This is a genomic window from Flavobacterium limi, assembly GCF_010645075.1.
Lineage (GTDB): Bacteria > Bacteroidota > Bacteroidia > Flavobacteriales > Flavobacteriaceae > Flavobacterium > Flavobacterium limi.
This window is the reverse complement of the sequence record NZ_JAADZV010000017.1, coordinates 1-24,427: the sequence shown is the minus strand read 5'-3', so window position 1 is coordinate 24,427 and position 24,427 is coordinate 1. Positions and strand designations below refer to the sequence as shown.

Annotated in this window: 25 protein-coding genes; 11 read left to right on the top strand and 14 right to left on the bottom strand. The window is 33.7% G+C overall.

Features of this window, described 5'->3' with window-relative positions; genetic code table 11:
- Positions 1–35: 35 nt before the first annotated feature.
- From GXM16_RS22245 to GXM16_RS22235, 3 genes are all read right to left on the bottom strand, one after another.
- A complete protein-coding gene (locus GXM16_RS22245) occupies positions 36–989 on the bottom strand; it encodes a transketolase family protein (protein WP_163396698.1) in 954 nt (317 codons plus the stop codon).
- Positions 990–1,063: 74 nt separating this feature from the next.
- Positions 1,064–1,918, bottom strand: coding sequence for a transketolase (locus tag GXM16_RS22240; RefSeq protein ID WP_163396697.1), 855 nt, complete (start codon positions 1,916–1,918; stop codon positions 1,064–1,066).
- 237 nt (positions 1,919–2,155) lie between these two features.
- Entirely contained in the window at positions 2,156–2,458 is a 303-nt protein-coding gene (locus GXM16_RS22235) for a hypothetical protein (RefSeq protein ID WP_163396696.1), read from the bottom strand.
- Between the two features lie 425 nt (positions 2,459–2,883).
- Between GXM16_RS22235 and tgt the strand changes: the two genes are divergently transcribed.
- From tgt to dnaB, 5 genes are all read left to right on the top strand, one after another.
- Positions 2,884–4,014: a tRNA guanosine(34) transglycosylase Tgt gene (gene tgt / locus GXM16_RS22230; RefSeq protein WP_163396695.1), complete on the top strand. Its 1,131-nt coding sequence runs from the start codon at positions 2,884–2,886 to the stop codon at positions 4,012–4,014.
- 70 nt (positions 4,015–4,084) lie between these two features.
- Positions 4,085–5,173: an LptF/LptG family permease gene (locus tag GXM16_RS22225; RefSeq protein WP_163396694.1), complete on the top strand. Its 1,089-nt coding sequence runs from the start codon at positions 4,085–4,087 to the stop codon at positions 5,171–5,173.
- Positions 5,160–6,047, top strand: coding sequence for a DMT family transporter (locus GXM16_RS22220; RefSeq protein ID WP_163396693.1), 888 nt, complete (start codon positions 5,160–5,162; stop codon positions 6,045–6,047). Before GXM16_RS22225 ends, GXM16_RS22220 begins: the two co-directional genes overlap by 14 nt.
- A gap of 111 nt (positions 6,048–6,158) precedes the next feature.
- Positions 6,159–7,112 carry an acetyl-CoA carboxylase carboxyltransferase subunit alpha gene (locus tag GXM16_RS22215; protein ID WP_163396692.1) on the top strand — a complete coding sequence of 318 codons (954 nt, stop codon included), beginning with the start codon at positions 6,159–6,161 and terminating at the stop codon, positions 7,110–7,112.
- 140 nt (positions 7,113–7,252) lie between these two features.
- The gene (gene dnaB, locus GXM16_RS22210; RefSeq protein WP_163396691.1) at positions 7,253–8,797 is read left to right on the top strand and encodes a replicative DNA helicase; all 1,545 of its coding nucleotides are present in this window, start codon (positions 7,253–7,255) and stop codon (positions 8,795–8,797) included.
- Positions 8,798–8,893: 96 nt separating this feature from the next.
- Here the strand turns inward: dnaB and GXM16_RS22205 are convergent, their stop codons facing one another.
- From GXM16_RS22205 to GXM16_RS22185, 5 genes are all read right to left on the bottom strand, one after another.
- Positions 8,894–9,652, bottom strand: coding sequence for a T9SS type A sorting domain-containing protein (locus GXM16_RS22205; protein WP_163396690.1), 759 nt, complete (start codon positions 9,650–9,652; stop codon positions 8,894–8,896).
- 68 nt (positions 9,653–9,720) lie between these two features.
- Positions 9,721–10,887: a cadherin repeat domain-containing protein gene (locus GXM16_RS22200; RefSeq protein ID WP_163396689.1), complete on the bottom strand. Its 1,167-nt coding sequence runs from the start codon at positions 10,885–10,887 to the stop codon at positions 9,721–9,723.
- 44 nt (positions 10,888–10,931) lie between these two features.
- The gene (locus GXM16_RS22195; protein WP_163396688.1) at positions 10,932–11,867 is read right to left on the bottom strand and encodes a methionyl-tRNA formyltransferase; all 936 of its coding nucleotides are present in this window, start codon (positions 11,865–11,867) and stop codon (positions 10,932–10,934) included.
- Entirely contained in the window at positions 11,868–13,016 is a 1,149-nt protein-coding gene (locus tag GXM16_RS22190; protein WP_163396687.1) for an ABC transporter substrate-binding protein, read from the bottom strand. It lies immediately after the preceding gene.
- A 64-nt stretch (positions 13,017–13,080) separates the two neighbouring features.
- Positions 13,081–13,638, bottom strand: a complete 558-nt coding sequence (locus GXM16_RS22185; protein WP_163396686.1) for a phage tail protein — start codon at positions 13,636–13,638, stop codon at positions 13,081–13,083.
- A 500-nt stretch (positions 13,639–14,138) separates the two neighbouring features.
- On the opposite strand from GXM16_RS22185, the gene GXM16_RS22180 reads away from it, so the two are divergent.
- The 6 genes from GXM16_RS22180 (at position 14,139) to GXM16_RS22155 (ending at position 19,222) form a co-directional block, all read left to right on the top strand.
- A complete protein-coding gene (locus GXM16_RS22180) occupies positions 14,139–14,489 on the top strand; it encodes a hypothetical protein (RefSeq protein WP_163396685.1) in 351 nt (116 codons plus the stop codon).
- A 20-nt stretch (positions 14,490–14,509) separates the two neighbouring features.
- Entirely contained in the window at positions 14,510–15,136 is a 627-nt protein-coding gene (locus tag GXM16_RS22175) for a hypothetical protein (protein ID WP_163396684.1), read from the top strand.
- 49 nt (positions 15,137–15,185) lie between these two features.
- Entirely contained in the window at positions 15,186–15,935 is a 750-nt protein-coding gene (locus tag GXM16_RS22170) for a hypothetical protein (protein WP_163396683.1), read from the top strand.
- Positions 15,936–16,083: 148 nt separating this feature from the next.
- Positions 16,084–16,875 (top strand): sensor histidine kinase, encoded by a 792-nt coding sequence (locus GXM16_RS22165; protein ID WP_163396682.1) that lies wholly within the window; start codon positions 16,084–16,086, stop codon positions 16,873–16,875.
- A 103-nt stretch (positions 16,876–16,978) separates the two neighbouring features.
- Positions 16,979–17,647, top strand: coding sequence for a response regulator transcription factor (locus GXM16_RS22160; protein WP_163396681.1), 669 nt, complete (start codon positions 16,979–16,981; stop codon positions 17,645–17,647).
- A 315-nt stretch (positions 17,648–17,962) separates the two neighbouring features.
- On the top strand, positions 17,963–19,222 hold the full coding sequence (locus tag GXM16_RS22155) for an asparagine synthetase B (RefSeq protein WP_163396680.1): 1,260 nt from the start codon (positions 17,963–17,965) through the stop codon (positions 19,220–19,222).
- 92 nt (positions 19,223–19,314) lie between these two features.
- On the opposite strand, the gene GXM16_RS22150 is transcribed toward GXM16_RS22155, so the two are convergent.
- The 6 genes from GXM16_RS22150 to thrS form a co-directional block, all read right to left on the bottom strand.
- Positions 19,315–19,749 (bottom strand): carboxymuconolactone decarboxylase family protein, encoded by a 435-nt coding sequence (locus GXM16_RS22150; RefSeq protein ID WP_163396679.1) that lies wholly within the window; start codon positions 19,747–19,749, stop codon positions 19,315–19,317.
- 79 nt (positions 19,750–19,828) lie between these two features.
- Complete coding sequence (locus GXM16_RS22145; RefSeq protein ID WP_163396678.1) at positions 19,829–20,401, bottom strand: Crp/Fnr family transcriptional regulator; 573 nt, start codon at positions 20,399–20,401, stop codon at positions 19,829–19,831.
- Positions 20,402–20,523: 122 nt separating this feature from the next.
- On the bottom strand, positions 20,524–20,868 hold the full coding sequence (rplT, locus tag GXM16_RS22140) for a 50S ribosomal protein L20 (RefSeq protein WP_008464948.1): 345 nt from the start codon (positions 20,866–20,868) through the stop codon (positions 20,524–20,526).
- 101 nt (positions 20,869–20,969) lie between these two features.
- Complete coding sequence (gene rpmI / locus GXM16_RS22135) at positions 20,970–21,167, bottom strand: 50S ribosomal protein L35 (protein ID WP_026727505.1); 198 nt, start codon at positions 21,165–21,167, stop codon at positions 20,970–20,972.
- A 98-nt stretch (positions 21,168–21,265) separates the two neighbouring features.
- A complete protein-coding gene (gene infC, locus GXM16_RS22130) occupies positions 21,266–21,823 on the bottom strand; it encodes a translation initiation factor IF-3 (protein ID WP_373285450.1) in 558 nt (185 codons plus the stop codon).
- Between the two features lie 16 nt (positions 21,824–21,839).
- Positions 21,840–23,786 (bottom strand): threonine--tRNA ligase, encoded by a 1,947-nt coding sequence (gene thrS, locus GXM16_RS22125; protein WP_163396677.1) that lies wholly within the window; start codon positions 23,784–23,786, stop codon positions 21,840–21,842.
- Positions 23,787–24,427 lie beyond the last annotated feature (641 nt).

Here is a 24,427-nt window from a genome sequence, read left to right as displayed (position 1 = left end):
AATTTCGAGGTTTTTTATGATTAAGAAAATTGAAATTATTTTCTTTTGATTACTTTTTCTACAGCTTCAACAATCGCCTGATTGTTTAATTTGTATTTCTCCATTAATTGTTCCGGAGTTCCGGATTCACCGAAACTGTCTTTTACGGCAACAAATTCCTGTGGAGCAGGAGTGTTTAAAGCTAATACTCTTGATACACTTTCTCCAAGACCGCCAAGGTAATTGTGTTCTTCAGCAGTTACAATACATTTGGTTTTAGCTACAGATTTTAAAATAGCTTCTTCGTCAAGAGGTTTGATGGTGTGAATGTTGATTACCTCTGCAGAAATTCCTTTTGCTTCAAGAGCCTCGGCAGCCACAATTGCTTCCCAAACCAAGTGGCCTGTTGCAACGATTGTTACGTCAGTTCCTTCGTTTAACATAATAGCTTTTCCAATTACGAATGGTTCGTCAGCAGGAGTAAAGTTAGGTACAACCGGACGGCCAAAACGTAAATAAGCCGGACCGTGGTGATCTGCAAGTGCTAATGTAGCAGCTTTTGTCTGGTTGTAATCACAAGTATTGATTACAGTCATTCCTGGCAGCATTTTCATTAATCCGATATCTTCAAGGATTTGGTGTGTAGCTCCATCTTCTCCTAGGGTTAAACCAGCGTGAGAAGCACAGATTTTCACATTTTTATCAGAATAAGCAACAGACTGACGGATTTGGTCGTAAACTCTTCCTGTTGAGAAGTTGGCGAAAGTTCCAGTAAAAGGAATTTTTCCTCCAATTGTTAAACCTGCAGCGATTCCGATCATGTTGGCTTCTGCAATACCAATCTGGAAAAAACGCTCCGGGTGGTTTTTTTTGAATTCATCAAATTTTAATGATCCGATCAAGTCAGCACATAATGCCACAACTTTTTCGTTTTTCTGACCTAATTCAGTCATTCCCGCTCCAAAACCTGAACGGGTATCTTTGCTTCCTGTATTTGTATATTTTTTCATTTTTGTTTCTTTGCTGTACGCATTAGGCATTAGGCGAAAAGCTAAGGCTTACCGCTTAAGGCATAAGCTTTTATTTAATAATCTGAATTGCCTCCAGTGTTATAATTTTGTTCTAAAGCAGTTGCAAGCTGTGCATCATTTGGTGCTTTACCATGCCATGCATGACTGTACATCATATAATCTACACCGTTACCCATTTCGGTATGAAGTAATACACAAACCGGCTTTCCTTTTCCTGTTCTTGCTTTTGCTTCATTCATTCCGCCAATGATAGATTCGATGTCGTTTCCTTTAGTAATTTCAATAACCTCCCAGTCAAAAGCTTCAAATTTAGCTTTTAAACTTCCCATTGCTAAAACTTCGTCAGTTGTTCCGTCGATTTGTTTTCCGTTAAGGTCAACAGTTGCGATAAGGTTGTCTACTTTTTTTGCAGAAGCATACATGATAGCTTCCCAGTTTTGACCTTCCTGTAATTCACCATCTCCGTGTAAAGTGTAAATTAAGTGATTGTCACCATTTAATTTTTTAGCCTGTGCAGCACCAAGAGCGACAGACAAACCTTGTCCTAATGACCCGGAAGCCATACGAACCCCAGGTAAACCTTCGTGAGTTGTAGGGTGTCCTTGTAAACGAGAGTTTAATAATCTGAAAGTAGCAAGCTCTGAAACAGGGAAATAACCGCTTCTCGCTAAAACGCTGTAAAATACAGGTGAAATATGACCGTTTGAAAGGAAGAATAAATCTTCTCCGATTCCATCCATGTCAAAACCTTCTTTACGTTCCATAATGTTTTGGTAAAGTGCTACCAAAAATTCAGTGCAACCTAATGAACCACCTGGGTGACCTGAGTTGACAGCATGTACCATTCTAAGAATATCTCTTCTTACCTGGATCGTTAAATCGCTTAATTGTTGTGTGTTAGGCTTCATTTTATATGTAAAAGTTAAACTGGTGCAAAAGTAATTTTTATTTTGCGGGCTGACAAATGATTTTCTGCTTTAGTTTGCTGCAATTGTGAAATTCTGATGCTTTTTTTATTAATCTTAAAAAAATAATCTAAATGATTTAGATTTTCGAAAAGAGATGTTTCTATTTTGTTGTTTTTTGATGAAAATTAAAACAAAAAAAGCCCCAATGGGACTTTAATTTTGAAATAAATTTAAGGTTTATTCTGTATCGCCTTCGCTGTAATAGTTGTTCTCTTCGTCTTCAGAGCCAATTTCTTCCTGTTGGTCATCAAGTTCTGAGCCTGGAATATCTAAGTCATTACCAAGTTTGTCGCTGTTTTGTTTCCACTCATGATTGTCATTATTGATTATTCTTTCTCCAGAAATGTTTTGAGGATCAATATCTTCTAATCTTTCTTCCTGATTGTAGATGTCTTCGTTTGCATCATAATTCATGTTTTCAAGGTTTCTTTCGATTTGGTCATCCTTGATTTGATCTAATTTTTCATCTGCGTTTATCATGACTCTAAAATTTTTAGTTGAATATTAAAATTACAAAAGGAATTGCAGGAACTGTTATACTTTAGTAATCTGATCGTTGCAGTTTTTACATTCTTTTGTCAATAAACTTTCCTGAAGGACCGTTTGCGTTAGGGATAGCAGCGACATCCTTTTGCGACAACGAAAATTTCTTGATTAAAAACTAAAATATCTGGAGCAAAAGATATAGCGGATAGCCCGGCCCTTGGGGAACGCCCAAATAAAAAATGAAATTTTAAATTGGAGAAAATCAAATTCCAAGTTTGTAAAATCATAATCAATTTTCTATTTGTCCAATTGTCTAATTTCCCAAATTCCAGGTTTGTTAATCATTATCTAATTTTCTAATTGTCAAATTATCTAATTCTCGAAATTAACCTATCTTTGCACCCTGAAAAAAGAAACAGATGAAGTTTGATTTATTACAAAAAGATCCGCAGTCGAAAGCAAGGGCCGGAAGTATTACAACTGATCATGGAGTTATAGAAACTCCTATTTTTATGCCTGTTGGAACGGTAGCTTCTGTAAAAGGGGTGCATCAGCGTGAGCTTAAAGAGGAAATTAACCCGGATATAATCCTTGGAAATACGTATCACTTATACTTGCGTCCGCAGACTGAGATCCTCGAAAAAGCAGGCGGATTGCATAAATTCATGAATTGGGATCGTAATATTTTGACAGATTCTGGAGGATATCAGGTATATTCTCTTTCTTCAAACAGAAAGATTAAGGAAGAAGGAGTGAAGTTTAAGTCGCATATTGACGGCTCATATCACTTTTTTACGCCGGAAAATGTAATGGAAATCCAGCGTACTATTGGAGCCGATATTATTATGGCTTTTGATGAGTGTACGCCTTATCCTTGCGATTACCGATATGCACAGCGCTCAATGCACATGACACACAGATGGCTGGATCGCTGTATTAATCATCTGGATAAAGTGCCTTATAAATACGGCTATGAGCAGACATTTTTTCCGATTGTTCAGGGAAGTACTTATAAAGATTTACGTCGCCAGTCGGCAGAATATATTGCGAATTCAGGGCAGCAGGGAAATGCGATTGGAGGATTGTCAGTAGGGGAGCCTGCAGAAGAAATGTATGCCATGACCGAAGTGGTTTGTGAGATTTTGCCAGAAGATAAACCCCGTTATTTGATGGGGGTTGGTACTCCAATTAATATTTTAGAGAATATTGCGTTAGGAATTGATATGTTTGACTGTGTGATGCCAACACGTAACGCCAGAAACGGAATGTTGTTTACGGCAAATGGTACAATCAATATTAAAAACAAAAAGTGGGAAGCTGATTTTTCGCCAATTGACGAAATGGGACATACTTTTGTAGATACAGAATATTCGAAAGCGTATTTGCGCCATTTGTTTGCCGCCAATGAATATTTAGGAAAGCAAATTGCTACAATTCATAATCTTGGTTTTTATATGTGGCTGGTTCGTGAAGCCAGAAAGCATATCTTAGCAGGAGATTTCAGACCATGGAAAGAAATGATGGTTAAAAATATGAGTCAAAGATTATAAAGAGTTTCAAGTTTTTTAGTTTCAAGTTTCATCGGCAGAACTTGAAACCGGAAACAAAAACAAATATATTATGTTGTCAATAATAGATAAATATATCTTGAAAAGATATCTCGGCACTTTTTCTGTGATGCTGCTTTTGTTTGCACCAATCGGAATTGTAGTTGATGTTTCTGAAAAGATAAATAAGATGTTGGAGAATAAAATTCCTTTCATGGAAATCGCTTTTTATTATTACAACTTTACAATCTATTTTATCAATATGTTGTTTCCGATATTTTTGTTTTTATCGGTAATTTGGTTTACATCAAAACTGGCAAATAATACCGAAATCATTGCTATTTTAAGCTCTGGAATTTCGTTTGCACGTTTTTTAAGACCTTTTATTATAGGAGCTACAATTGTTTCTACTTTTATATTAGTAATGGGTTTCTTTATAGTACCTGCCGCCAGCGAAGGATTCAATAATTTTAGATATACTTATTTAAAAGGAAATGGTAAGCAGCTGATGCGGGGTGAAAACACAAATGTTTACAGGCAGGTTAATGATAACGATTTCATTTTTGTAAATAGCTTTAATGAAGAAACTAAAACAGCTTTTAATTTTTCGCTTGAGCATTTTGAAAAAGACAAACTGACTTATAAAATTACAGCAAGCAGAATTACCTGGGATCCTAAAAAGAAGACTTATATTTTGTATGACTACACCAAAAGAACGGTCGGAGAGTTGAATGATTTGATTGAGAAAAACCCTGAAAAACCAGTAAAATTTAAGTTTGAACTGGCAGATTTAACTCCGGTAGTCTATATTGCAGAAACGCTTTCTTTAGGCGATTTAATTGATTTTATTGATAAGGAACGCAAAAGAGGTTCCGGAAATATCAATACATATTTGGTAGTGCTTTATAAAAAATACAGTGTGCCGGTTTCTGCTTTTATTCTGACAATTATTGCGGTGGCAGTTTCATCTATGAAGCGTCGTGGAGGAATGGGGGTTAACCTGGCGATAGGAATTGCTATTGCTTTTTCATTTGTGTTTTTCGACAAAATATTTGGTACCCTTGCTGAAAAATCAACTTTCTCACCTTTTTTAGCTGTTTGGTTTCCGAACATAGTTTTTGGAATTCTGGCTATTTACTTACTACGCAATGCGAAACGATAATTTGAAAAGCTATTTAAATCTTCATTTAATTGTTTTTATATGGGGATTTACTGCCATTTTAGGAGCCTTGATCACAATCGATGCCGATAATCTGGTTTGGTATAGAATGTTGTTGGCCTTACTTTTTTTAGGGGCATTTATTGTTTATAAAAAACAATCTTTTCAGGTTCCGGTAAAGGAGTTTTTTAAATTGGTTTTTGTAGGGCTGTTAATTGCATTGCACTGGATTTTCTTTTTTAAGGCTATCCATGTTTCCAATGTTTCAATTACGCTTTCCATATTTTCATTAGGTGCTTTTTTTGCTTCCTTATTAGAACCCCTTTTTTATGGAAGAAGAATATTATGGTATGAAGTTTTTTTCGGGCTTGTTATCATTGTCGGGCTTGCTTTGATATTACAGGTTGAAATTAAATATCTTACAGGGGTTTATTATGCTTTGGCATCTATTATATTAGGGGTTGTATTTACCTTATTGAATGGTAAATTAATCTCAGATCATGAGCCTTCACTTATAACATTCTATGAATTCGGTGCCGGTGTTTTTTTTATTTCTCTTTATTTTTTGGTACAGGGAAAATTCACAGCAGATTTTTTTACCCTCTCATTATATAATTGGGGCCTATTATTTATTTTGGCTTCGGTTTGTACGGCTTATGCATTTACTGCCTCTGTAAAAGTAATGCAGAAACTAACGCCTTACACGGTAATGTTAACCACTAATTTAGAGCCTGTTTACGGAATTATGCTGGCTTATTTTATCTTAGGAGGAAAAGAAAAAATGAGTGTCGAATTTTATATAGGCGCCTTGATAATAGTAATAACCGTTATTTTAAATGGTGTTTTCAAGCATTCTCAAAACAAGAAAAAAAAGTAATATTTTACTTATTTATAAATTACATATTAATAGTTTAGTGTGAATTATTTACACCAATGATATAATATTTTTATATTTGCGGTTCGATTTAAAAACAAAATTCAAAAATCCATGGAATATTTAGATTTTGAGCTTCCAATCAAAGAACTTGAAGAACAACTGGAAAAGTGTGTTATAATTGGAAAAGAATCTGATGTTGATGTAACACCTACCTGTCAGGAAATCAACAAAAAATTAGAGCAAACTAAAAAAGAAATATATAAAAATCTTACTGCCTGGCAACGTGTGCAATTATCAAGGCATCCAAACAGGCCTTATACTTTAGATTACATCAGGGCAATCTGTGGAGATACATTTTTAGAACTTCATGGCGACCGTGGATTCAAAGATGACAAAGCTATGGTAGGCGGACTTGGTAAAATAAACGGTCAGTCGTTTATGATTGTGGGTCAGCAAAAAGGTTTTAATACAAAAACACGTCAGTACCGTAATTTTGGTATGGCTAATCCGGAAGGATACCGTAAAGCTTTACGTTTGATGAAAATGGCCGAGAAATTTGGAATCCCGGTTTTAACTTTAGTAGACACCCCTGGAGCATATCCCGGACTAGAAGCAGAAGAAAGAGGACAGGGAGAAGCAATTGCCAGAAATATTTTTGAAATGGTTCGTTTGAAAGTGCCAATTATCACCATCATTGTTGGTGAAGGTGCTTCCGGAGGAGCTTTAGGAATAGGAGTTGGAGACAGGGTTTATATGTTAGAAAATACCTGGTATTCTGTGATTTCCCCAGAATCATGCTCTTCTATTTTATGGAAAAGCTGGGAATACAAAGAACGTGCTGCTGATGCTTTAAAATTAACGTCATCAGATATGAAAAAGCAAAATTTAGTTGATGATGTTATTCCGGAACCACTTGGCGGGGCACACTATGACAGAGAAACTACTTTTAAAACTGTAGCAGAATATATTACCAAAGGATATAATCAATTGAAAGATTTATCAACAGCCGACTTAATTGCCCAGAGAATGGACAAGTACAGTAATATGGGAGAGTTTAAAGAGTAAATTCATAAAAAATGATTTAAAATCCGAAGCCTTACCGTTTCGGATTTTTTTTTGGTTATGAACAAAAAATACTTATTTATAAACAATTATTACTTATAACTAGATAGTAATATTTTTTTAAATTTCGCTAATTTCGCTAAATGGAAAATTTCAAAAATATAAACCCTGTAAAGGTAGATAAAACCACAATTATTAATTTAGAAAAAGGAAAACTTCCGCCGCAAGCACTTGATTTAGAGGAGGCTGTTCTTGGCGCGATGATGATTGATAAAAAAGGGGTTGATGATGTAATTGATATTTTACAGCCTGATGCGTTTTATAAAGATGCGCATAAATATATTTTTGAAGCTATTATACAGCTTTTTACTGAAACGCAGCCAATTGACTTACTTACCGTTTCCAGCCAGTTAAAAAAGAATGGAAAATTAGAATTAGCCGGAGGCGATTTTTATTTAATTCAGCTTACACAAAAAATTGCATCTTCTGCACATATTGAATTTCATTCCCGTATCATTCTTCAGAAGTTTATTCAGCGAAGTTTAATTAGAATTTCATCTGAAATTATAGAAGCATCGTATGATGAAACTACAGATGTTTTTGATTTATTGGATCAGGCCGAATCAAAACTATATGAAGTAACTCAGGGAAATATCAAGCGTAGTTCTGAAACTGCACAGAGTTTAGTTTTACAAGCTAAAAAGAAAATTGAAGAAATTTCTAAAAAAGAGGGATTAAGTGGAGTTGAAACCGGTTTCACTAATCTGGATAAACTAACTTCGGGGTGGCAGCCTAGTGATTTAATTATTATTGCGGCCAGACCTGCAATGGGAAAAACGGCGTTTGTACTTTCTATGGCCAGAAATATTGCCATTCAATTCGGACACGGAGTAGCTCTGTTTTCTCTGGAGATGGCTTCTGTCCAATTGATTACGAGGCTAATTTCTTCTGAAACAGGATTGTCATCAGAAAAATTACGTACAGGTAAATTAGAGCCGCATGAATGGACCATGTTAAGTACCAAAGTAAAGGACTTAGAAAAAGCACCATTGTTTATTGATGACACCCCATCTCTTTCTATTTTCGATTTAAGAGCAAAGTGTCGTCGTCTAGCTTCGCAGCACGGTATTAAAATTATTATTATTGATTATTTGCAGTTGATGACTGCTGGGGGAAATAATAAAGGGGGGGGGAATCGTGAGCAGGAAATCTCAACCATTTCACGAAACTTAAAAGCATTAGCAAAAGAACTCAACGTTCCGGTAATTGCACTTTCGCAGTTATCGCGTGCTGTAGAAACCCGTGGATCAAGTAAAAGACCTTTGTTATCGGATCTTCGTGAATCTGGCGCTATCGAGCAGGATGCTGATATTGTATCGTTTTTATATAGACCAGAATACTACAAAATTGATGAATGGGATGATGACGAAGCGTCGCCAACTGCTGGTCAGGCAGAAATAATGATAGCAAAGCACCGTAATGGTGGTATCGAAAACATTCGATTGAAATTTTTAGGGCATCTTGGTAAGTTCGATAACCTTGATGATTTCTCAGGAAGTTATGATGATTTACCATCAAAAATGAATCACGATGATAATCCGTTTATTACTAAAAATCTTCCTTCTGCAAATGAAGCTTTCGGAAGTAATCTAAATGATGACGATGATGATAGTGATGTGCCGTTTTAAAATAGAAAATAATAGTTTGTAATTTATAAAAAGAGAGGGAAAAATCTAATGATTTTTCCCTCTCTAAGTTTAATGAATTTATAAAACCTTTTTATATTATTTTTTTAGAATCAATTTATGTGTAATGGTTTTGTTTCCTTTCTTTTCGTTTACAAAATAAACTCCATCTGCAAGGTTTTCAATATTGAAGGTATTAATTTCTTCTGATGAAATTTTTTCAGTTTTAACTGTCTGACCTAATTGGTTTACAATGTTTAAATCAGCATCATAATCAGATTCAATATTTACTATACCCTTGCTTGGATTAGGATACATTACAAACTTAGATTTTTCTTCAAAATCAGGATTACCTAATGTAGTTACATTTACACATGTTGATATTACACTACATAATCCAACGGTTACTATAACCGCATAAGAACCAATAGCTGTTGGTGTAAAAGATTGTCCGTTTTCACCTGTTAATATAGTAGCAGGACATTGGATCCATTGGTATATCGCTCCAGCCTGATCAGCTGTTAATACGCCGGAAGCCTGAGTCACTGTATCAATTACTTCACATACATTATTAACAGTAATCGTAAATTCTTTGTCAAAAGCTAGTCCACCCTGGTCTGTTGTACGTACGCGTATTGCATAAGAAGATTTTGTTTCAAAATCTGGAGTTATATTAATTCTGAGACTGTTTCCTGTTATAGAGAAAGTCGCATTATCTGTATCACCGGTTCCGGCTACCAGAGTATAGGTGAAAGTATTTCCTGTATCCTGATCTGTAGAAGATAAAGTTCCTACAGGGGTATTTGCAGCTACATTCTCGTTGATGATAGTAGAAGAAAGAGCTAAGTCGGTAGGCACTTCGTTCAGGTTATTGATGTTGATGGTAAAAGTTTTCTCAAAAGAAAGCCCACCCTGATCGGCCGTTCTTAGACGGATTGAGTATGAGGATTTAGTTTCAAAATCCGGGCTTGCGGCAATCTGCAGGTTGGCCCCGCTACAGAAGATAAAACCCCAACAGTTGAACCAGCAGCGACATTTTCGTTGATAGCTGTTGCTGAAAGTGCCAGGTCTGTAGGAACTTCGTTCAGGTTGTTTACATTGATTGTAAAAGCTTTTTCAAAAGAAAGCCCACCCTGATCTGCTGTTCTAATACGTACTGAATACGAAGATTTAGTTTCAAAATCCGGACTTGCCAGAATCTGCAGATTGGCCCCGCTGATAGAGAAAGCTGCATTATCAGTGCTTCCCGTTCCAGATACCAAAGTATAGGTAAAAGTGTTGCCTAAATCCAGATCTACAGAAGAAAGCACTCCTACAGTTGAACCAGCAGCGACATTTTCGTTGATAGCTGTAGCCGAAAGAGCAATATCTGTTGGTGCTGACGCTAAAGGGACTTCTACTAATCTTAAGTTGTCAACTGCTACTTCTTCAGCGGAACTAGTCATTGACATGTTCATATATAGTGTCAAAGTGGTCCCGGTTCCATTAACATCTCCCGTAAATTCTGTGAATATATTGCTTAAAGGTAGTGTTGCCAGATCTCCATTTCCGTCAAAATCGTTATCAGGAAACAATCCGCTTGCCAGATTGGCTAAGGGATAAAAACTCAACAAATTTTGAAGAGGACCTCCATCTATACGATATTGCATAGACATATAATCAAATACTCCTGTAGAAGATGCTGTTCCGTTTTCATATGCATTGCCAACAGTATTACCGGCAGCGAAAAGGCCTTTTAATTTGATATTTGATTTGCCAGAAATATTGATAGTCCAGGTTACTGTTTTTAATACATTAGCTGCAGTAATTGTTTGTCCGTTATCAGTATCTTCTCCGGCCCAGAATTTAGTTCCGTCAGCCCCTATGTAAGCATATGAATTGCCTACAACTCCAGCTCCGACAATGCTAACTCCTGCATCATTGGTAATATTGAAAATTCTACTGGTATTAGTTGTAAACGCAGAAGGAGCACTTCTGGTTCCGCTGGAAGGGGAACCTGTGTCCTCGAAGCTATCACTCCAGAAAGGGGTTTGTGCATACCCATTCATATAACACAGGCATGTCGTTATGAATAATAAAGTAATTTTTTTCATGTGTAATTAATTTAAAGGGTTATTATTTTTAAAGTTTTAAAATTTTAATTGAAACAGGCTCCTACTATATATCGTTGTAGGTTGAATTCTTTTGGGCTAACTATTCCTTCATCTGTACTCATTATTTCTATTGCAATTTGTTTATCATCTGAACATGCAACATTTATACTATTGTCTTTGTCGATAGAAATAATCATTCCGGGTACTTTATTGTTATGAGGTTTATCAACTACTGTGGCAGCTATAATTTTTACTTGTTCACCTTGAAAACATGCGTCAGCCCCTGTATTCCATGGATTACAGGCATTAATTAAAGATGTTATTTCTTCAGCGCCCATTCGTTTCCAATTGATATAAGTATCAGTAAAATCCGGTTTTTCAAAATAATAAGCATCAGTTTCTTCTTGTGGTCTATTAGGTATTTTATTTGCAAACTGTACCATATTGGCCATATTTATAACTACATGCGCCATTCTTCCACTGAGTTTAACAGTTAGCTTTCCGTAATTGTCTTTATTTTCGATTTGCACAATATCATTAAAGATAATATTGCCTTGGTCAAAAGTGCTGCTCATCAGGTGTGCACAAATTGCGGTTTGGGATTCCTGATTTTTTAATACTTCGAAAATTGGCATAGGTCCTCTGTATTGAGGTAATGGGCCAGGATGAAAATTGATGAATTTATCATGCCCATAAGACAAAACATCTTCCGGAATTAAAAAAGGAAAGGATATAGAAAAAATATAGTCAGGTTGGACTTCATCTAACCAGATTCTCATTTCTTTGAGACTTTTTTTATCCGGGAATGATTTGAAAGCAACAATATTGTCTTCAGATTCTCTTTCTAAAGCGTCTATTGTTCTGTCATTACCTTTACCAATGCCTACACCGCATAAAAATTTTTCATAAGCAAGTGCCTGCAACGATTGAAAAGCAAATTTTCCTCCACACAATACAAGTATTTTTTTTTGTTTTTCCATTTATATGCAAGTATAACTATTGTGCCAGGCAGATGATATGTTGTCTAATTCAAGCTGACTCATTGTTTCAAATTCTTCAACTGTGTCGGATATAATATTGTCTATTCTGACTTGGCATTTTCCGTCTTCAGAAGTTACAATTTCTGCGTTGTACAGTTGTGTTATTGAAGTATTAGTTTTGGAATGAAACTTAACTTTTCCTCTTGGACTGTCAAATTCATATGTATGTAGTCCTTGGGCTGTTAATAGTATGTTACCATTGTTATTATTTAAAAGGTCTAACACTTTTATAGCAATTTTGGCACTTTCCCAGCTTAATAGAGAAAATAAATTTGGTGTTCTGCCAATAGATTCAATTGTTTCTGTAAATAATGTATTTTCATTGTTTTCAATTGATTTCGACCATGCTGCAACACCTTTGATTTTAGTGTTGGGGTGTATTGCTGTTTCGAGCATAGTTTCTTCAAAGCCAAAAGGGGACAAATAAATCGGAGTGTTTTTATTTAATGTTTCTTTTAATTCTTCAAAATTCCATTGTACATAGTCACCGCTAAATAATGTCAAGAGCGCCGGATTTTCAAATTCTTTTAAAAAGCTTTTTAGCGGTACCATTGTAAAATCCTCTTTTTTATAACCAGTGGCGTGGTTGAAGCAAATTTTTCCACCCGCTTTTTCAAAACCTTTTGAAATGCTGTAAGTTTGCAAATAACCACCATCATAATAACCGGTAACCATACCTCCATTTTTATACCCATCATTAGCAGCCTGTTTTCCGGCAAGCCAGGCACCCAGAGAATTATGAAGTGAATGATAGAAAATGTTAGGAGAAGCTGACCACTCCTGAGGCAGATTGGCACCAGCATCCAGCACAATCAGCATTTTATTAGCTGAAAGAAAAAGCGGACGCAGTAATTGGGCAGTACGATGTCCTATGTAAGCAATTACCAGCGAAACATTTTCCTCCAGCAAAAGCTTTTCAGCACTTCGATAGCATTGTTGTTTATCTGCCCCAAATCCAATGTTTTCTGTAACTATTTTAATATCACTTCTTCCCAATCGTTTTAGACTTTGACGTAGTCCTTCATATAGGTCAAAACTTATAGTATGGTAAAAAGTTGAGCGTGCTAATAAAATTCCTATTTTCTGCATACATTTATTTATATGAATAAAAAAAAGGAAACTTTCATCGTGAAAAATTTCCTTTTTGTATTTTTTAATTTCTGCTAGGGAATATACCCTCTAATGCAATTGAATAATTGATTGTCAGATAAGGATTTGTAATGTCAATTGGTAAACTTCCACCAGTAATATCTGTTGTTCCTGAGATAGCTGACGGAGCAAGGAATTTTCCTGTTTCTGCCCCTTCAGAATATAAGGCTGTACTGTTATTTGTCGCTAAATAACCACCTTCAGGGGTGTTAGCATCAGCAACCGCAGTATTTACAGCAATATTTGTTTTGGCAGAATTTAATGTATGAATATGTGCTGGCATATTGGAGGTAAGTATTGTAACACTATTGATTCCTGCTTTCTGACCTATTTGGTATGAAGGAAGGCCTGGCCCCTGACCCTGTCCCACAGGTGCACGTCCTTGCAAATCAGGCAGGGCAAATGTAGTTTGTCCATTTCCTCCATAGTAAGTTCCTAATAATGAAAAAAGGGCAGTATTCTGTGCGATTGATAAAATTTGACCCTGGCAGGTAGCATACCCTCGTGGCGCAAAGTTGAATCCAAAAATTTTAATTTCTCCGATAAATGGTTCTGTTGACATAGTTTTTAGTTATATAGTTAAAAAATAAATTATATGTTTTGCCTGCTTACCTTGATCTGATTAATTTAAATCATCAATAGACGATAATTTAGGAAGATTAAGTATTACCAACTCTTCAAAAATATGCTGTTGGAGATTTTTTTGGCAACTAAATGTCATTAAAGCCCTTTTTTATGTTATAAAGGAGGGTTTTTTGTGTCTTTGTATTGAGTTTAAATTCTTATAATTCATTAATTCAAAAAAAACGCATAGAGCGAAATAGCCCTGTTGGTATATTTTCTTGTTAATGGCTTATAAACAAAATTAAATTATAATAAAAAAACGGATATACGTATTTATACCTGTTTTTTGTGTTTTTGACTTATAAGTATTTGTTTTTCAGTAATTTTTAAGCTTGTGGTGTCGATTTTTTTTTATTTTAAAACGTTAATTTTCTAAAATAATTCATTAGTTTAGCTAATAATTAAATTATTAACACTTAACCAAAACAAAAATCACTTATGGCAGAAGAAAAATTTCCGGGACCAATACAAATTTCATTAGCAGTTGCTAAGGAGTGGGAAAAAAGATACGTAGATCAAACTACCGTAGAGGATAATAAGAGTAAAGTTATATCTTATTTAATACCACGAGAAAGTTTAGAAACTGTTTTACAATTAGAAACAGAAGCTGTTCGTGCTTACATTGGTATTAATGATCAGAATGAAAAAACATTACTTTTTGTTGGGGCAAAACTTGACAAAGAAACAGGTAAATATATCGATGTTTACGGACCTCCTTTAAGTCAGGATGGCACTAAAGCCGCTGGAGAGGTTGTTTACGATGGAACACGTCCTTCACCTCCTTTTTAAAAATACTGAATTCAATATTAATGATAGATTTTTTAATATATTCAGGTTATTTATTCTTATTTATTAATCTGATTTTATACACATATAGCTTTTTCCATAAGGAAAAAGCTAATATTTTTTTTATATGTTATTTGCTTTTTGCTTTTATAATGCAGATTACGATGGAATTTATGTATCATTTGAAGTTTGATAATTTATTTGTAATCAATATATTTGTTATTGGACAAATGATTTTGTTAAGCTTATTTTATGCATCAATTTTAAAAAATAAATCTCAAAAAAAAATTGTTAAGCATAGTGTATGTTGGGCATCATTAATTTTGGGATTGCAATTTTTTATTGATTATAAGCAATTTTTGAAGTTTAATTTATTTGCAATTACTATTACTTCTTTATTAGTGGTAGCATTTGCTTTATTACATTTTTATAATATGCTTACCGAATTCAAAACATATTACTACATAACTATAGCTATTATTTTTTTTATGTTAGGTTCTACTATTTTGTATTTGGTAGGAAATATTACCTTAAGTTTAAGTAAAGATGTGAAACTTATTTCTTGGGCATTAAATGCCTTTCTTTTTTTAATATATCAATTGGTTATTTTGTATGAATGGAAGATAAGCTTTTCCAAAAAAATGAATTGATTTGGAAGCTCGGTAAATTTAAAAGAACAACTAATATTAATTCTCAATTATGAAAAAAATAAAAGTATATGTCATTTTTACAATGATAGTTTTCATGTTTTCATGTCAAAAAGAAATAAATCAAGATGAAATTAATACAGTAGCTAATTCAGAAAATGAAAGTTGGTTAACGGCTAAGTTAGACCATACCTTCGCCAATTCTCAAAAACGAGTTACAGCTTATTTATTTCCAGCAAGTGAAATGGGTGCATTGATACGAACGCCAAACATTATTGAAGTGCGTTTTGTATTAGGATATTCCGATAATACAATACAAATAGAATCAATAGGTGTTGATAATTTAGGTAATCCGTTAGGAAGTGTAAAATCAATAGTTTTAAAAGAATTTAATGAGAATTCATTAAATAAAATGAGCGAATTATCACTAAGTAAAACCCAAAAACGTACATCATTATTAACAAAACATTTGTTATTACCAAAAGAGGCTTCGGTTTGGATAGAAGCCTGGCAAAAAAAACTAAACACAGTTTCTGATTTAAATGAAATAACAGCGTATGAAGGTAGCCGTTTTCAGTATTTTAGTATAGAATCTGAAATTATTAAAGCAATGGTTAATAAAGACAATGCAGAAATTGGAATATTTTTAGGACTTAATACAAAAGGAAAGATGACAACAATTTTGATTGGATTAGATAAGAATAATGCAATTAAAAAAATATCTGAAACTTCTCAAGAAGTTGAAGATTTTTACGATGGTACACGTCCATGTCCTCCATTGTGCGTAAGTACACAAGAATAGAAAGGAATGAATTTAAACAGAAGTCTCTATCAAAAAATGATAGAGATTTTTTATTATAATTATTTTGAGGTATCTCTTTGATGAAATTAAATGATATCTTTGGTTTTGCTGTTGATGTTTAATAGTAAATCAAATACCACAAGTTTATATGAATGTAAATTCCATTCCTGAAAAGGAGGTTGTCGCAATTATTTTGTACATCTCGCTTTTTTTTATGATTGTAGCAGTTGCTTTAATTGTTTTTTTCTATTTCTCAAGAAAAAAGATTATTCAAAAAGAATTAGAAAAAAAGGATTTAGTATTAGCACATCAAAAAGAGCAATTGCGTGCTGTTATCATTACACAGGAAGAAGAAAGAAAAAGAATAGCCCAGGATCTGCATGATGATATCAGCTCAAAATTAAATGTGGTTTCATTAAATAGTTATCTGCTTACTTCTGCTAATCTAACAGAAACTGAAACAAAAGAAATTACTGCTAATATTATCAATATTACGGCAAAAGCATTAGACAATTCAAGAAAAATTGCTCATAATTTATTGCCGCCTGTTTTTGATAAATTCGGACTACATGCAGGAATAGAAGAACTGTGTGAAGAGTTTGAAAGTAGTAAATCTGTTAAAATATCTTATCAGAACAAAATTGAGTTTGATGAAAGTGAAAAAGATAAACATTTACACGTTTTTAGAATTTTACAAGAGTTAATGAATAATTCTTTGCGTCATGGAAAGGCTTCAGAAGTCTCTATAATTTTAGATAAAATTAATGGCGTCAACGGCTGTTTTTATAAAGACAACGGTATAGGTTTTGATTCTAAAAAATCTGAAAATCAAAAAGGCTTAGGAATGAAGAATATTGATAGCAGGATATCTTTTTTAAATGGAAGCATTGATATAAAATCCGAAACAAATAAAGGGATTGAAGTTTTTTTTACATTTTAGTTAAGTCTTGTTTATTGCTAAATTGCTATTAATGCTGTTGTTTGGTTTTTTGTTATATAATTTTGTAATTTCGAAATTCTAAAGAGATTTAAACTCAAGAAAAATGAATGATCTTGCTATCAAAATAGTTTTAGTTGATGACGAAATCCTATTTCGTAAAGGAATTTCTTTTTTACTTCAACGGGAAGAAAATATTGAAGTTCTTTTTGAAGCGTCAAATGGAGAAGAATTAATTTCAAATTTGAATAATAATCAAACTAAACCGGATATTATTATTATGGATCTGAAAATGCCTGTTTTAAATGGTGTTGAGGCTACCAAAGTTATTAGAAAATTTTTCCCCGACATTAAAATTATTGCATTGACTAGTTATGATACAAAATCTTTCGTAATAAATATGATACAGGTGGGTGCAGTCGCTTATTTAGTGAAAAATACAACACCAGCAGATTTAATAAATACAATTAATGAAGTTGCAAAAAAAGGATTTTTTTATAATGAAAAGATTTTGAAAACAATACAAGATACTATACTGCCTTCAAAAAATTCTAAAATCAATTTGGAATCAGGTTTTTTATCGCCACGAGAAATAGAAGTGCTTCAACTTATTTGCAATCAAAAAACCACAGCTGAAATTGCAGAAGAACTTTTTTTGAGTCCAAGAACAGTTGAAGGGCACAGAAATAATTTATTGCTTAAAACCGAGTCTAGAAATATTGCTGGATTGGTAGTATATGCCATTCAGAATGAAATAGCAATTTTAACTCTTTAAAGTTAACTGGTTAAAAATTGAATAGACAGGATATAATACAATATAACAGTTATTACAATTATACAAAGAGCTATTTTTTGTAATATATTTAATTGTTTCGATTGCTTATCAGTTTCATTAATTTTCATTATCTGAAAGATTTATTATTATTAATTGAATGATCAAATTTAATCAGAATAACTTTTTTTATTGTAAGTATTTATACCTGTTTTTGCTTTTGTTCCTTTGAAAAGAATAATGATTGTATCAATAAATCCGTGTTTTCAATATACTTTTTTAATGCTTCCTTTATACCTTTACAGAAAATAGTTTATCATGAAACAAAACTTAATATATATAGTAGTGTTTTTAATCTCTTTGTCGGCAAAAGCATCTTTTATACTTCTTCCGATGGATGAAACTACGCAACAAAATCATCTTAAAGCGTATGGAATAACATATTGGTGTCTCAATAAGGATTATAAAGCTAGTTGGCTCTTAAATTATCGTGGCGGATCATTTTTATTACCTGATGCTGATGAAATTAGAAAAGAATGTAAGATTCGTGGCGTAAGTTTTGAGATTCTTTCTGATAGTGAACAAATTTCAATTTTAGATGAAATTTCCAGTCCCTCACAAAACATGGAATCAGTCATTTTAGAAAAGGCTCCTAAAATTGCTGTTTATACGCCTAAAGGAAAACAGCCTTGGGATGATGCTGTAACACTAGTTTTAACTTATGCAGAAATTCCTTTTACGCCAATTTATGATGAAGAGGTTCTAAGTGATCAGTTATTACTGTATGACTGGCTGCATTTACATCATGAGGATTTTACCGGACAATATGGTAAGTTTTATGCTGCTTACAAAAATACACCTTGGTATATCGAACAAAAAAAAGATGCTGAAGCCTTGGCTGCCAAACTAGGGTACTCTAAAGTTTCACATGAAAAAGGAGCTGTAGCTAAAAAAATCAGAGATTTTGTTATTGGAGGAGGCTTTATGTTTGCTATGTGTTCTGCAACAGATAGCTTTGATATTTCTCTAACAGCAGATGGAGTAGATATCTGTGAAGCAATGTTTGATGGAGATGCAAGTGAACCTAACTATCAATCGAAATTAAACTATGGGAATTCTTTTGCTTTTAAAAATTTCACCCTTGAAAGAAGACCAGAACAATATGAATTTTCCGACATTGATATGACTACAAAACGCAGAATCACACCCGAAAAAGATTATTTCACCTTAATGGAATATTCTGCAAAATGGGATCCGATACCAAGTATGTTGTGTCAAAATCATACACAATTAGTAAAAGGATTCATGGGGCAGACTACTTCGTTTGATTCGGCATTGATTAAATCTAATATTTTAATTATGGGAACTTGTGAACTTAATGGGGAAGCACGATATATCCATGGGGAAAAAGGCAAAGGAATGTTTACTTTTTTTGGAGGGCATGACCCTGAAGATTTCCAGCATCAGGTTGGTGATCCTCCGACAGTTTTGGATTTGCATCCAAATTCTCCTGGTTATCGTTTGATTTTAAATAATGTTTTGTTTCCTGCTGCAAAAAAGAAAAAATTAAAAACATAATTATTTTGCCTGTTTAAATCAACATTAGGAAACAAAAAGAAAGGCTTTTTCAGATGATGAAAAAGCCTTTTTTCTGCGTTTTTAGTAAAGAATTAGACAGCTCTTAATCCTGTTGTAATTGCTAATCTGTTCCATGAGTTTATCGTAATTATCGTAAGAATGATTTCAGCCAGATATTTTTCGTCAAACAGACGGGCTGCATTTTGATAAACTTCATCAGAAACATGATTACTGATTAATGTCACTTGTTCTGTTAAAGCTAAAATTGCTTTTTCTTCTTCTGTGAAAACATCAGCTTCGCGCCATGCGCTTGTTAAATAAATACGCTGTTCTGTTTCGCCTAACTTCCTTGCATCGGCTGTATGCATATTGATGCAAAAAGCACATCCATTTACTTGTGAAGCACGGATCTTTATTAATTCTTTATGAGTTGAAGTTAATGAAGTTGTAGAGATGTATTTTTCTAAATTCATTAAGGCTTGGTAGGCTTCTGGAGCAACTTGCGGAATAACTATTCTTGAATTCATTTTTATATGTTTTTAAAGTTCATTACAAAGGTCAGTTATGTATACTTTAAAAAACTTGAACTGCTTCAAGAAATTCAAATCAGATTTTTCCGGATCTGATTTTACTCATAAATTCTGCAGAAAAATCTAAATAGGAGGCTAGCATGTATTGAGTAACACGTTGCACGAAATCTGGCTGTTGATTTTTGAAATGGTTATATCTTTCTTCGGCCGACATTGTAAACAAAAATTTGATACGCATTTGTGCTGCTCCAAATGATTTTTGGGAAACAATTCTAAAGTATCTTTCAAGTTTAGGAATTTGTATTAAAAGAGATTCTAATGTGTTTTTTTCTAATGCTATAATTTCGCAGTTTTCAACAGTTTGTATATAAAAATGAGAAGGAGTATTGTTATGATAGCTTAAATAATCAGTTATCCACCAATTTTCAATAGCAAATTGCAGTGTTTGTTCTGTTCCTCTTGGATTAATTATGTATTGTCTCGCACAGCCTTTTGTTACAAAGTACATAGTGTTGCAGACTTGACCTTCTTTCAATAAGTGTTCCTTCTTTTTTACTTTTGAAAGTGAAATACGTGATTCTAGGATATCAATTTCCTCAGAATCTAATGTTATGAATTTTTGGATGTGGTTTAGAAGAGCTGTAAACATAATATAAATCGTTTCTAAGTACTAATTTAAGACAAATTAGATTTGTTAAAAATGCAAAAACCCAATCATTCGATTGGGTTTTTTATGATAAGTAAGTAATCTAAATTGAGTTTATAAAACGTTTATTTTACTTTATTAAGAATAGCTTTGAAAGCTTCTGGGTGGTTCATAGCTAAATCTGCAAGAACTTTACGGTTCAATTCGATTCCGTTAGCTTTAACTTTCCCCATGAATTGAGAATAAGACATTCCTTCTAATCTGGCACCAGCATTGATACGTTGGATCCACAATGAACGGAAATTTCTTTTGTTTTGTTTTCTATCGCGGTAAGCGTAGCTCATTGCTTTCTCTACTGCATTCTTAGCAACTGTCCAAACGTTTTTACGTCTTCCAAAGAAACCTTTGGCTTGCTTCATTATTTTTTTTCTTCTTGCTCTTTTAGCAACTGAATTTACCGATCTTGGCATAATTTTAATGTTTTTTTGTAGCAGGCGTCCCGAATTAAATCAAGAGAACTTAAAAGCCATACTCCAAGGTTATATAAATAATTTTTAACCTATAAGAATTATTAGATAATTCTTAATTGTTGTTTAATGCTTTTCATATCTGTTTGGTGAACTAACGCTGAGTGTGTCAAAGCTAATTTACGTTTTTTAGATTTCTTAGTCAGGATGTGACTTTTAAAAGCATGCTTTCTTTTAATTTTTCCAGAGCCAGTAACTTTAAAACGTTTCTTAGCGCTAGATTTTGTTTTCATTTTAGGCATTTTTCCTAGTGTTTTAATTTATTCTTACTTACTTATATTTTTTTTTCAGGTTTAAGGGGTTCAGGTTCAAAACTGAATACTGAAGCTCTTAACTGAAACTATTTTTTCTTTTTCGGAGCAATGAACATAATCATTCTCTTTCCTTCTAAAACCGGCATAGCTTCTACTTTGCCATGCTCTTCTAAGTCAGTTGCCAAACGTAATAATAAAATCTGACCCTGATCCTTATAGATGATAGAACGTCCTTTAAAGAATACAAATGCTTTTAATTTTGCCCCCTCTTTAAGGAACTTCTCAGCATTTTTTCTTTTAAATTCATAATCATGTTCATCAGTCTGTGGACCAAAACGAATTTCTTTGACTACAACCTGAGACGATTTAGCTTTTAATACTTTGTCACGTTTCTTTTGCTCGTAAACAAATTTCTTGTAATCCATGATTTTACAAACCGGCGGCTCAGCATTTGGCGAAATTTCAACCAGATCCAATTCAAATTGATCAGCTAAACGTAATGCCTCAGCTAGTTTAAATACACCTGGTTCGATGTTTTCACCTACTAGTCTTACCTCTTGTACACCACGAATATTATTGTTTATTCTGTGTGCATCTTTTTTTTCTACGCGAGGTTGAAAACCTCTGTTGCTTCTTATTGCTATGGCTTTATAATTTAAGTTAAACTGTAAAAACTTTTAATGTTTTATTTATTTCTTCGTTTACAATTCTGACAAATTCGTCAATTGTAACTGTAATATTCCCTTTCCCTTCTTGCCCGTGGCGACGAATAGAGATTGTTTCATTTTTCTCTTCTTCTTCACCTACAATCAGCATAAACGGTGTTTTTTGCATTTCTGCATCTCTAATTTTTTTACCGATTGTTTCGTTTCGGTTATCAATTAGGGCGCGAATTTCGTGATTTTCTAGCAAATCTAAAACTTTTTTAGCATAATTTTCGTATTTCTCGCTCAAAGACAAGATTATAGCCTGCTCAGGCATTAGCCAAAGAGGGAAATTTCCAGCTGTATGTTCCAGTAAAATTGCAATAAAACGCTCCATAGATCCAAAAGGGGCTCTGTGAATCATTACAGGTCTGTGTAATTCATTATCAGCGCCTTTATAAGTCAATTCAAAACGCTCCGGTAAGTTATAATCTACCTGAATTGTTCCTAATTGCCATTGTCTTCCTAAGGCGTCTTTTACCATGAAATCTAACTTTGGGCCATAGAAGGCAGCTTCACCATATTCTACAACAGTATTAAGGCCTTTGTCTTTTGCGGCATTGATAATTGCATTCTCAGCTTTTTCCCAGTTTTCATCGGTACCAATATACTTTTCTCTGTTCTCCTGATCTCTCAATGAAATTTGAGCAGTGAAGTTTTCAAAACCTAATGAACCAAATACATATAATACAAGGTCAATTACTTTTTTAAATTCTTCATCTAATTGCTCTGGAGTACAAAATATATGTGCATCATCCTGAGTAAATCCTCTAACACGAGTTAAACCATGTAATTCTCCAGACTGCTCGTATCTATATACGGTACCAAATTCGGCATAACGTTTTGGTAAATCTTTATAAGACCAGGGTCTTACGTTATATATTTCGCAGTGGTGAGGACAGTTCATTGGTTTCAATAAAAATTCTTCACCTTCTGCAGGAGTATTGATTGGCTGAAAGCTGTCTGCTCCATATTTTGCATAATGACCAGAAGTAACATAGAGTTCTTTCTGCCCAATGTGTGGAGTAACTACTTGCTCGTATCCGGCTTTCTTTTGAGCTCTCTTTAAGAATTGTTCCAAACGATCTCTAAGTGCTGCACCTTTTGGCAGCCATAGAGGCAGACCTTGTCCAACTTTCTGAGAAAAAGAAAATAATTCAAGTTCTTTTCCTAATTTACGGTGATCACGACGTTTTGCCTCTTCAAGAAGTTCAAGATATTCAGTCAGGTCTTTTTGTTTAGGGAAAGATGTTCCGTACACACGGGTTAATTGTTTGTTCTTTTCATCTCCTCTCCAGTATGCGCCCGCAACGCTCATAATTTTCATGGCCTTAATAATTCCAGTATTCGGAATATGCCCACCACGACATAAATCGGTAAATGTAGAATGGTCACAGAAAGTGATTGTTCCGTCTTCAAGATTCGAAATCAATTCAGTTTTGTAAACATTGTCTTTATACATCTCTAATGCATCAGCTTTGCTAACCGCGCGCATTTTAAACTCATGTTTCTCTCTTGAAATCTCAAGAACGCGGTCTTCTATCTTTTTGAAATCAGCTTCAGTGATTTTCTGATCTTCAAAATCTACATCATAATAGAACCCATTAGCAATTGCAGGTCCAAGGGTTAGTTTAATTCCAGGGTACAATTCCTCAAGAGCCTGAGCCATTACGTGTGAAGTCGAATGCCAGAAAGCTTTTTTACCTTCGGCATCATTCCAGGTATATAAAATAAGATTACCGTCGGTCGTTAATGGAGTTTCGGTTTCAATAGTTGTACCATTAAAAGATGCAGAAATAACATTTCTTGCAAAACCTTCGCTAATGTTTTTAGCGATCTCCATTGGAGTTACGCCTGAACCGAACTCTCTAATTGACCCATCGGGTAAAGTAATCTTGATCATTGTTTATAATTTTGTGAATGCAAATATAAGTGATTACAAAAATACATACAATATATATGTAGAACTTTACTCTTTATATATTAAGTATAGATGTATTTTTTAAAAACCCTGATAGTTCTTTCTAAGAACTATCGGGTTGTTTTTATGTATATATTATAGAAAAAACAAGAATCTAATTTTCTGTAGAGTTCTATCGTAATGTGTCTTTATGTGCAATGTGATGTATATATTAGATGTATATATTATATAAGTGAAACTTTCCGCTATATATATATATGAGAGAAAATGGTTTTGTTTGGAATGATCGAAGTGGAATCCTTTTGATATTTTAAGGAGCTGCTTCCTGCTTTACGCTGTATCTTTTATTTTTTAAAGAAAAAAACAAAAGGATGTCGCTTCAATCAGGGCTAAAAATGTTATAGAGAATGATTTTTAGCTGTATTGAGAACAAGAAGATGCTCTAATGGTTAAAAATTCCTAAAATATGGATTGGAAATTGCGATTGAAATACCAAAGTAACATCTGAAAAAGGAAAATACCTACAATTTGCAAAATAAGGTTTGATTTGTAAAAACGGTGTTATCAATAAGTTATGAAAAGAATTGAAAAAAGATTGAAATTATGCAATAAAAAAGCTTGTA

Excerpts from the sequence above, each read along its gene's own strand:
- GXM16_RS22245 (WP_163396698.1), bottom strand. The coding sequence starts at position 989 with ATGAAAAAATATACAAATACAGGAAGCAAAGATACCCGTTCAGGTTTT.
- GXM16_RS22240 (WP_163396697.1), bottom strand. The coding sequence starts at position 1,918 with ATGAAGCCTAACACACAACAATTAAGCGATTTAACGATCCAGGTAAGA.
- GXM16_RS22235 (WP_163396696.1), bottom strand. The coding sequence starts at position 2,458 with ATGATAAACGCAGATGAAAAATTAGATCAAATCAAGGATGACCAAATC.
- tgt (WP_163396695.1), top strand. The coding sequence starts at position 2,884 with ATGAAGTTTGATTTATTACAAAAAGATCCGCAGTCGAAAGCAAGGGCC.
- GXM16_RS22225 (WP_163396694.1), top strand. The coding sequence starts at position 4,085 with ATGTTGTCAATAATAGATAAATATATCTTGAAAAGATATCTCGGCACT.
- GXM16_RS22220 (WP_163396693.1), top strand. The coding sequence starts at position 5,160 with ATGCGAAACGATAATTTGAAAAGCTATTTAAATCTTCATTTAATTGTT.
- GXM16_RS22215 (WP_163396692.1), top strand. The coding sequence starts at position 6,159 with ATGGAATATTTAGATTTTGAGCTTCCAATCAAAGAACTTGAAGAACAA.
- dnaB (WP_163396691.1), top strand. The coding sequence starts at position 7,253 with ATGGAAAATTTCAAAAATATAAACCCTGTAAAGGTAGATAAAACCACA.
- GXM16_RS22200 (WP_163396689.1), bottom strand. The coding sequence starts at position 10,887 with ATGAAAAAAATTACTTTATTATTCATAACGACATGCCTGTGTTATATG.
- GXM16_RS22195 (WP_163396688.1), bottom strand. The coding sequence starts at position 11,867 with ATGGAAAAACAAAAAAAAATACTTGTATTGTGTGGAGGAAAATTTGCT.
- GXM16_RS22190 (WP_163396687.1), bottom strand. The coding sequence starts at position 13,016 with ATGCAGAAAATAGGAATTTTATTAGCACGCTCAACTTTTTACCATACT.
- GXM16_RS22185 (WP_163396686.1), bottom strand. The coding sequence starts at position 13,638 with ATGTCAACAGAACCATTTATCGGAGAAATTAAAATTTTTGGATTCAAC.
- GXM16_RS22180 (WP_163396685.1), top strand. The coding sequence starts at position 14,139 with ATGGCAGAAGAAAAATTTCCGGGACCAATACAAATTTCATTAGCAGTT.
- GXM16_RS22175 (WP_163396684.1), top strand. The coding sequence starts at position 14,510 with ATGATAGATTTTTTAATATATTCAGGTTATTTATTCTTATTTATTAAT.
- GXM16_RS22170 (WP_163396683.1), top strand. The coding sequence starts at position 15,186 with ATGAAAAAAATAAAAGTATATGTCATTTTTACAATGATAGTTTTCATG.
- GXM16_RS22165 (WP_163396682.1), top strand. The coding sequence starts at position 16,084 with ATGAATGTAAATTCCATTCCTGAAAAGGAGGTTGTCGCAATTATTTTG.
- GXM16_RS22160 (WP_163396681.1), top strand. The coding sequence starts at position 16,979 with ATGAATGATCTTGCTATCAAAATAGTTTTAGTTGATGACGAAATCCTA.
- GXM16_RS22155 (WP_163396680.1), top strand. The coding sequence starts at position 17,963 with ATGAAACAAAACTTAATATATATAGTAGTGTTTTTAATCTCTTTGTCG.
- GXM16_RS22150 (WP_163396679.1), bottom strand. The coding sequence starts at position 19,749 with ATGAATTCAAGAATAGTTATTCCGCAAGTTGCTCCAGAAGCCTACCAA.
- GXM16_RS22145 (WP_163396678.1), bottom strand. The coding sequence starts at position 20,401 with ATGTTTACAGCTCTTCTAAACCACATCCAAAAATTCATAACATTAGAT.
- rplT (WP_008464948.1), bottom strand. The coding sequence starts at position 20,868 with ATGCCAAGATCGGTAAATTCAGTTGCTAAAAGAGCAAGAAGAAAAAAA.
- rpmI (WP_026727505.1), bottom strand. The coding sequence starts at position 21,167 with ATGCCTAAAATGAAAACAAAATCTAGCGCTAAGAAACGTTTTAAAGTT.
- thrS (WP_163396677.1), bottom strand. The coding sequence starts at position 23,786 with ATGATCAAGATTACTTTACCCGATGGGTCAATTAGAGAGTTCGGTTCA.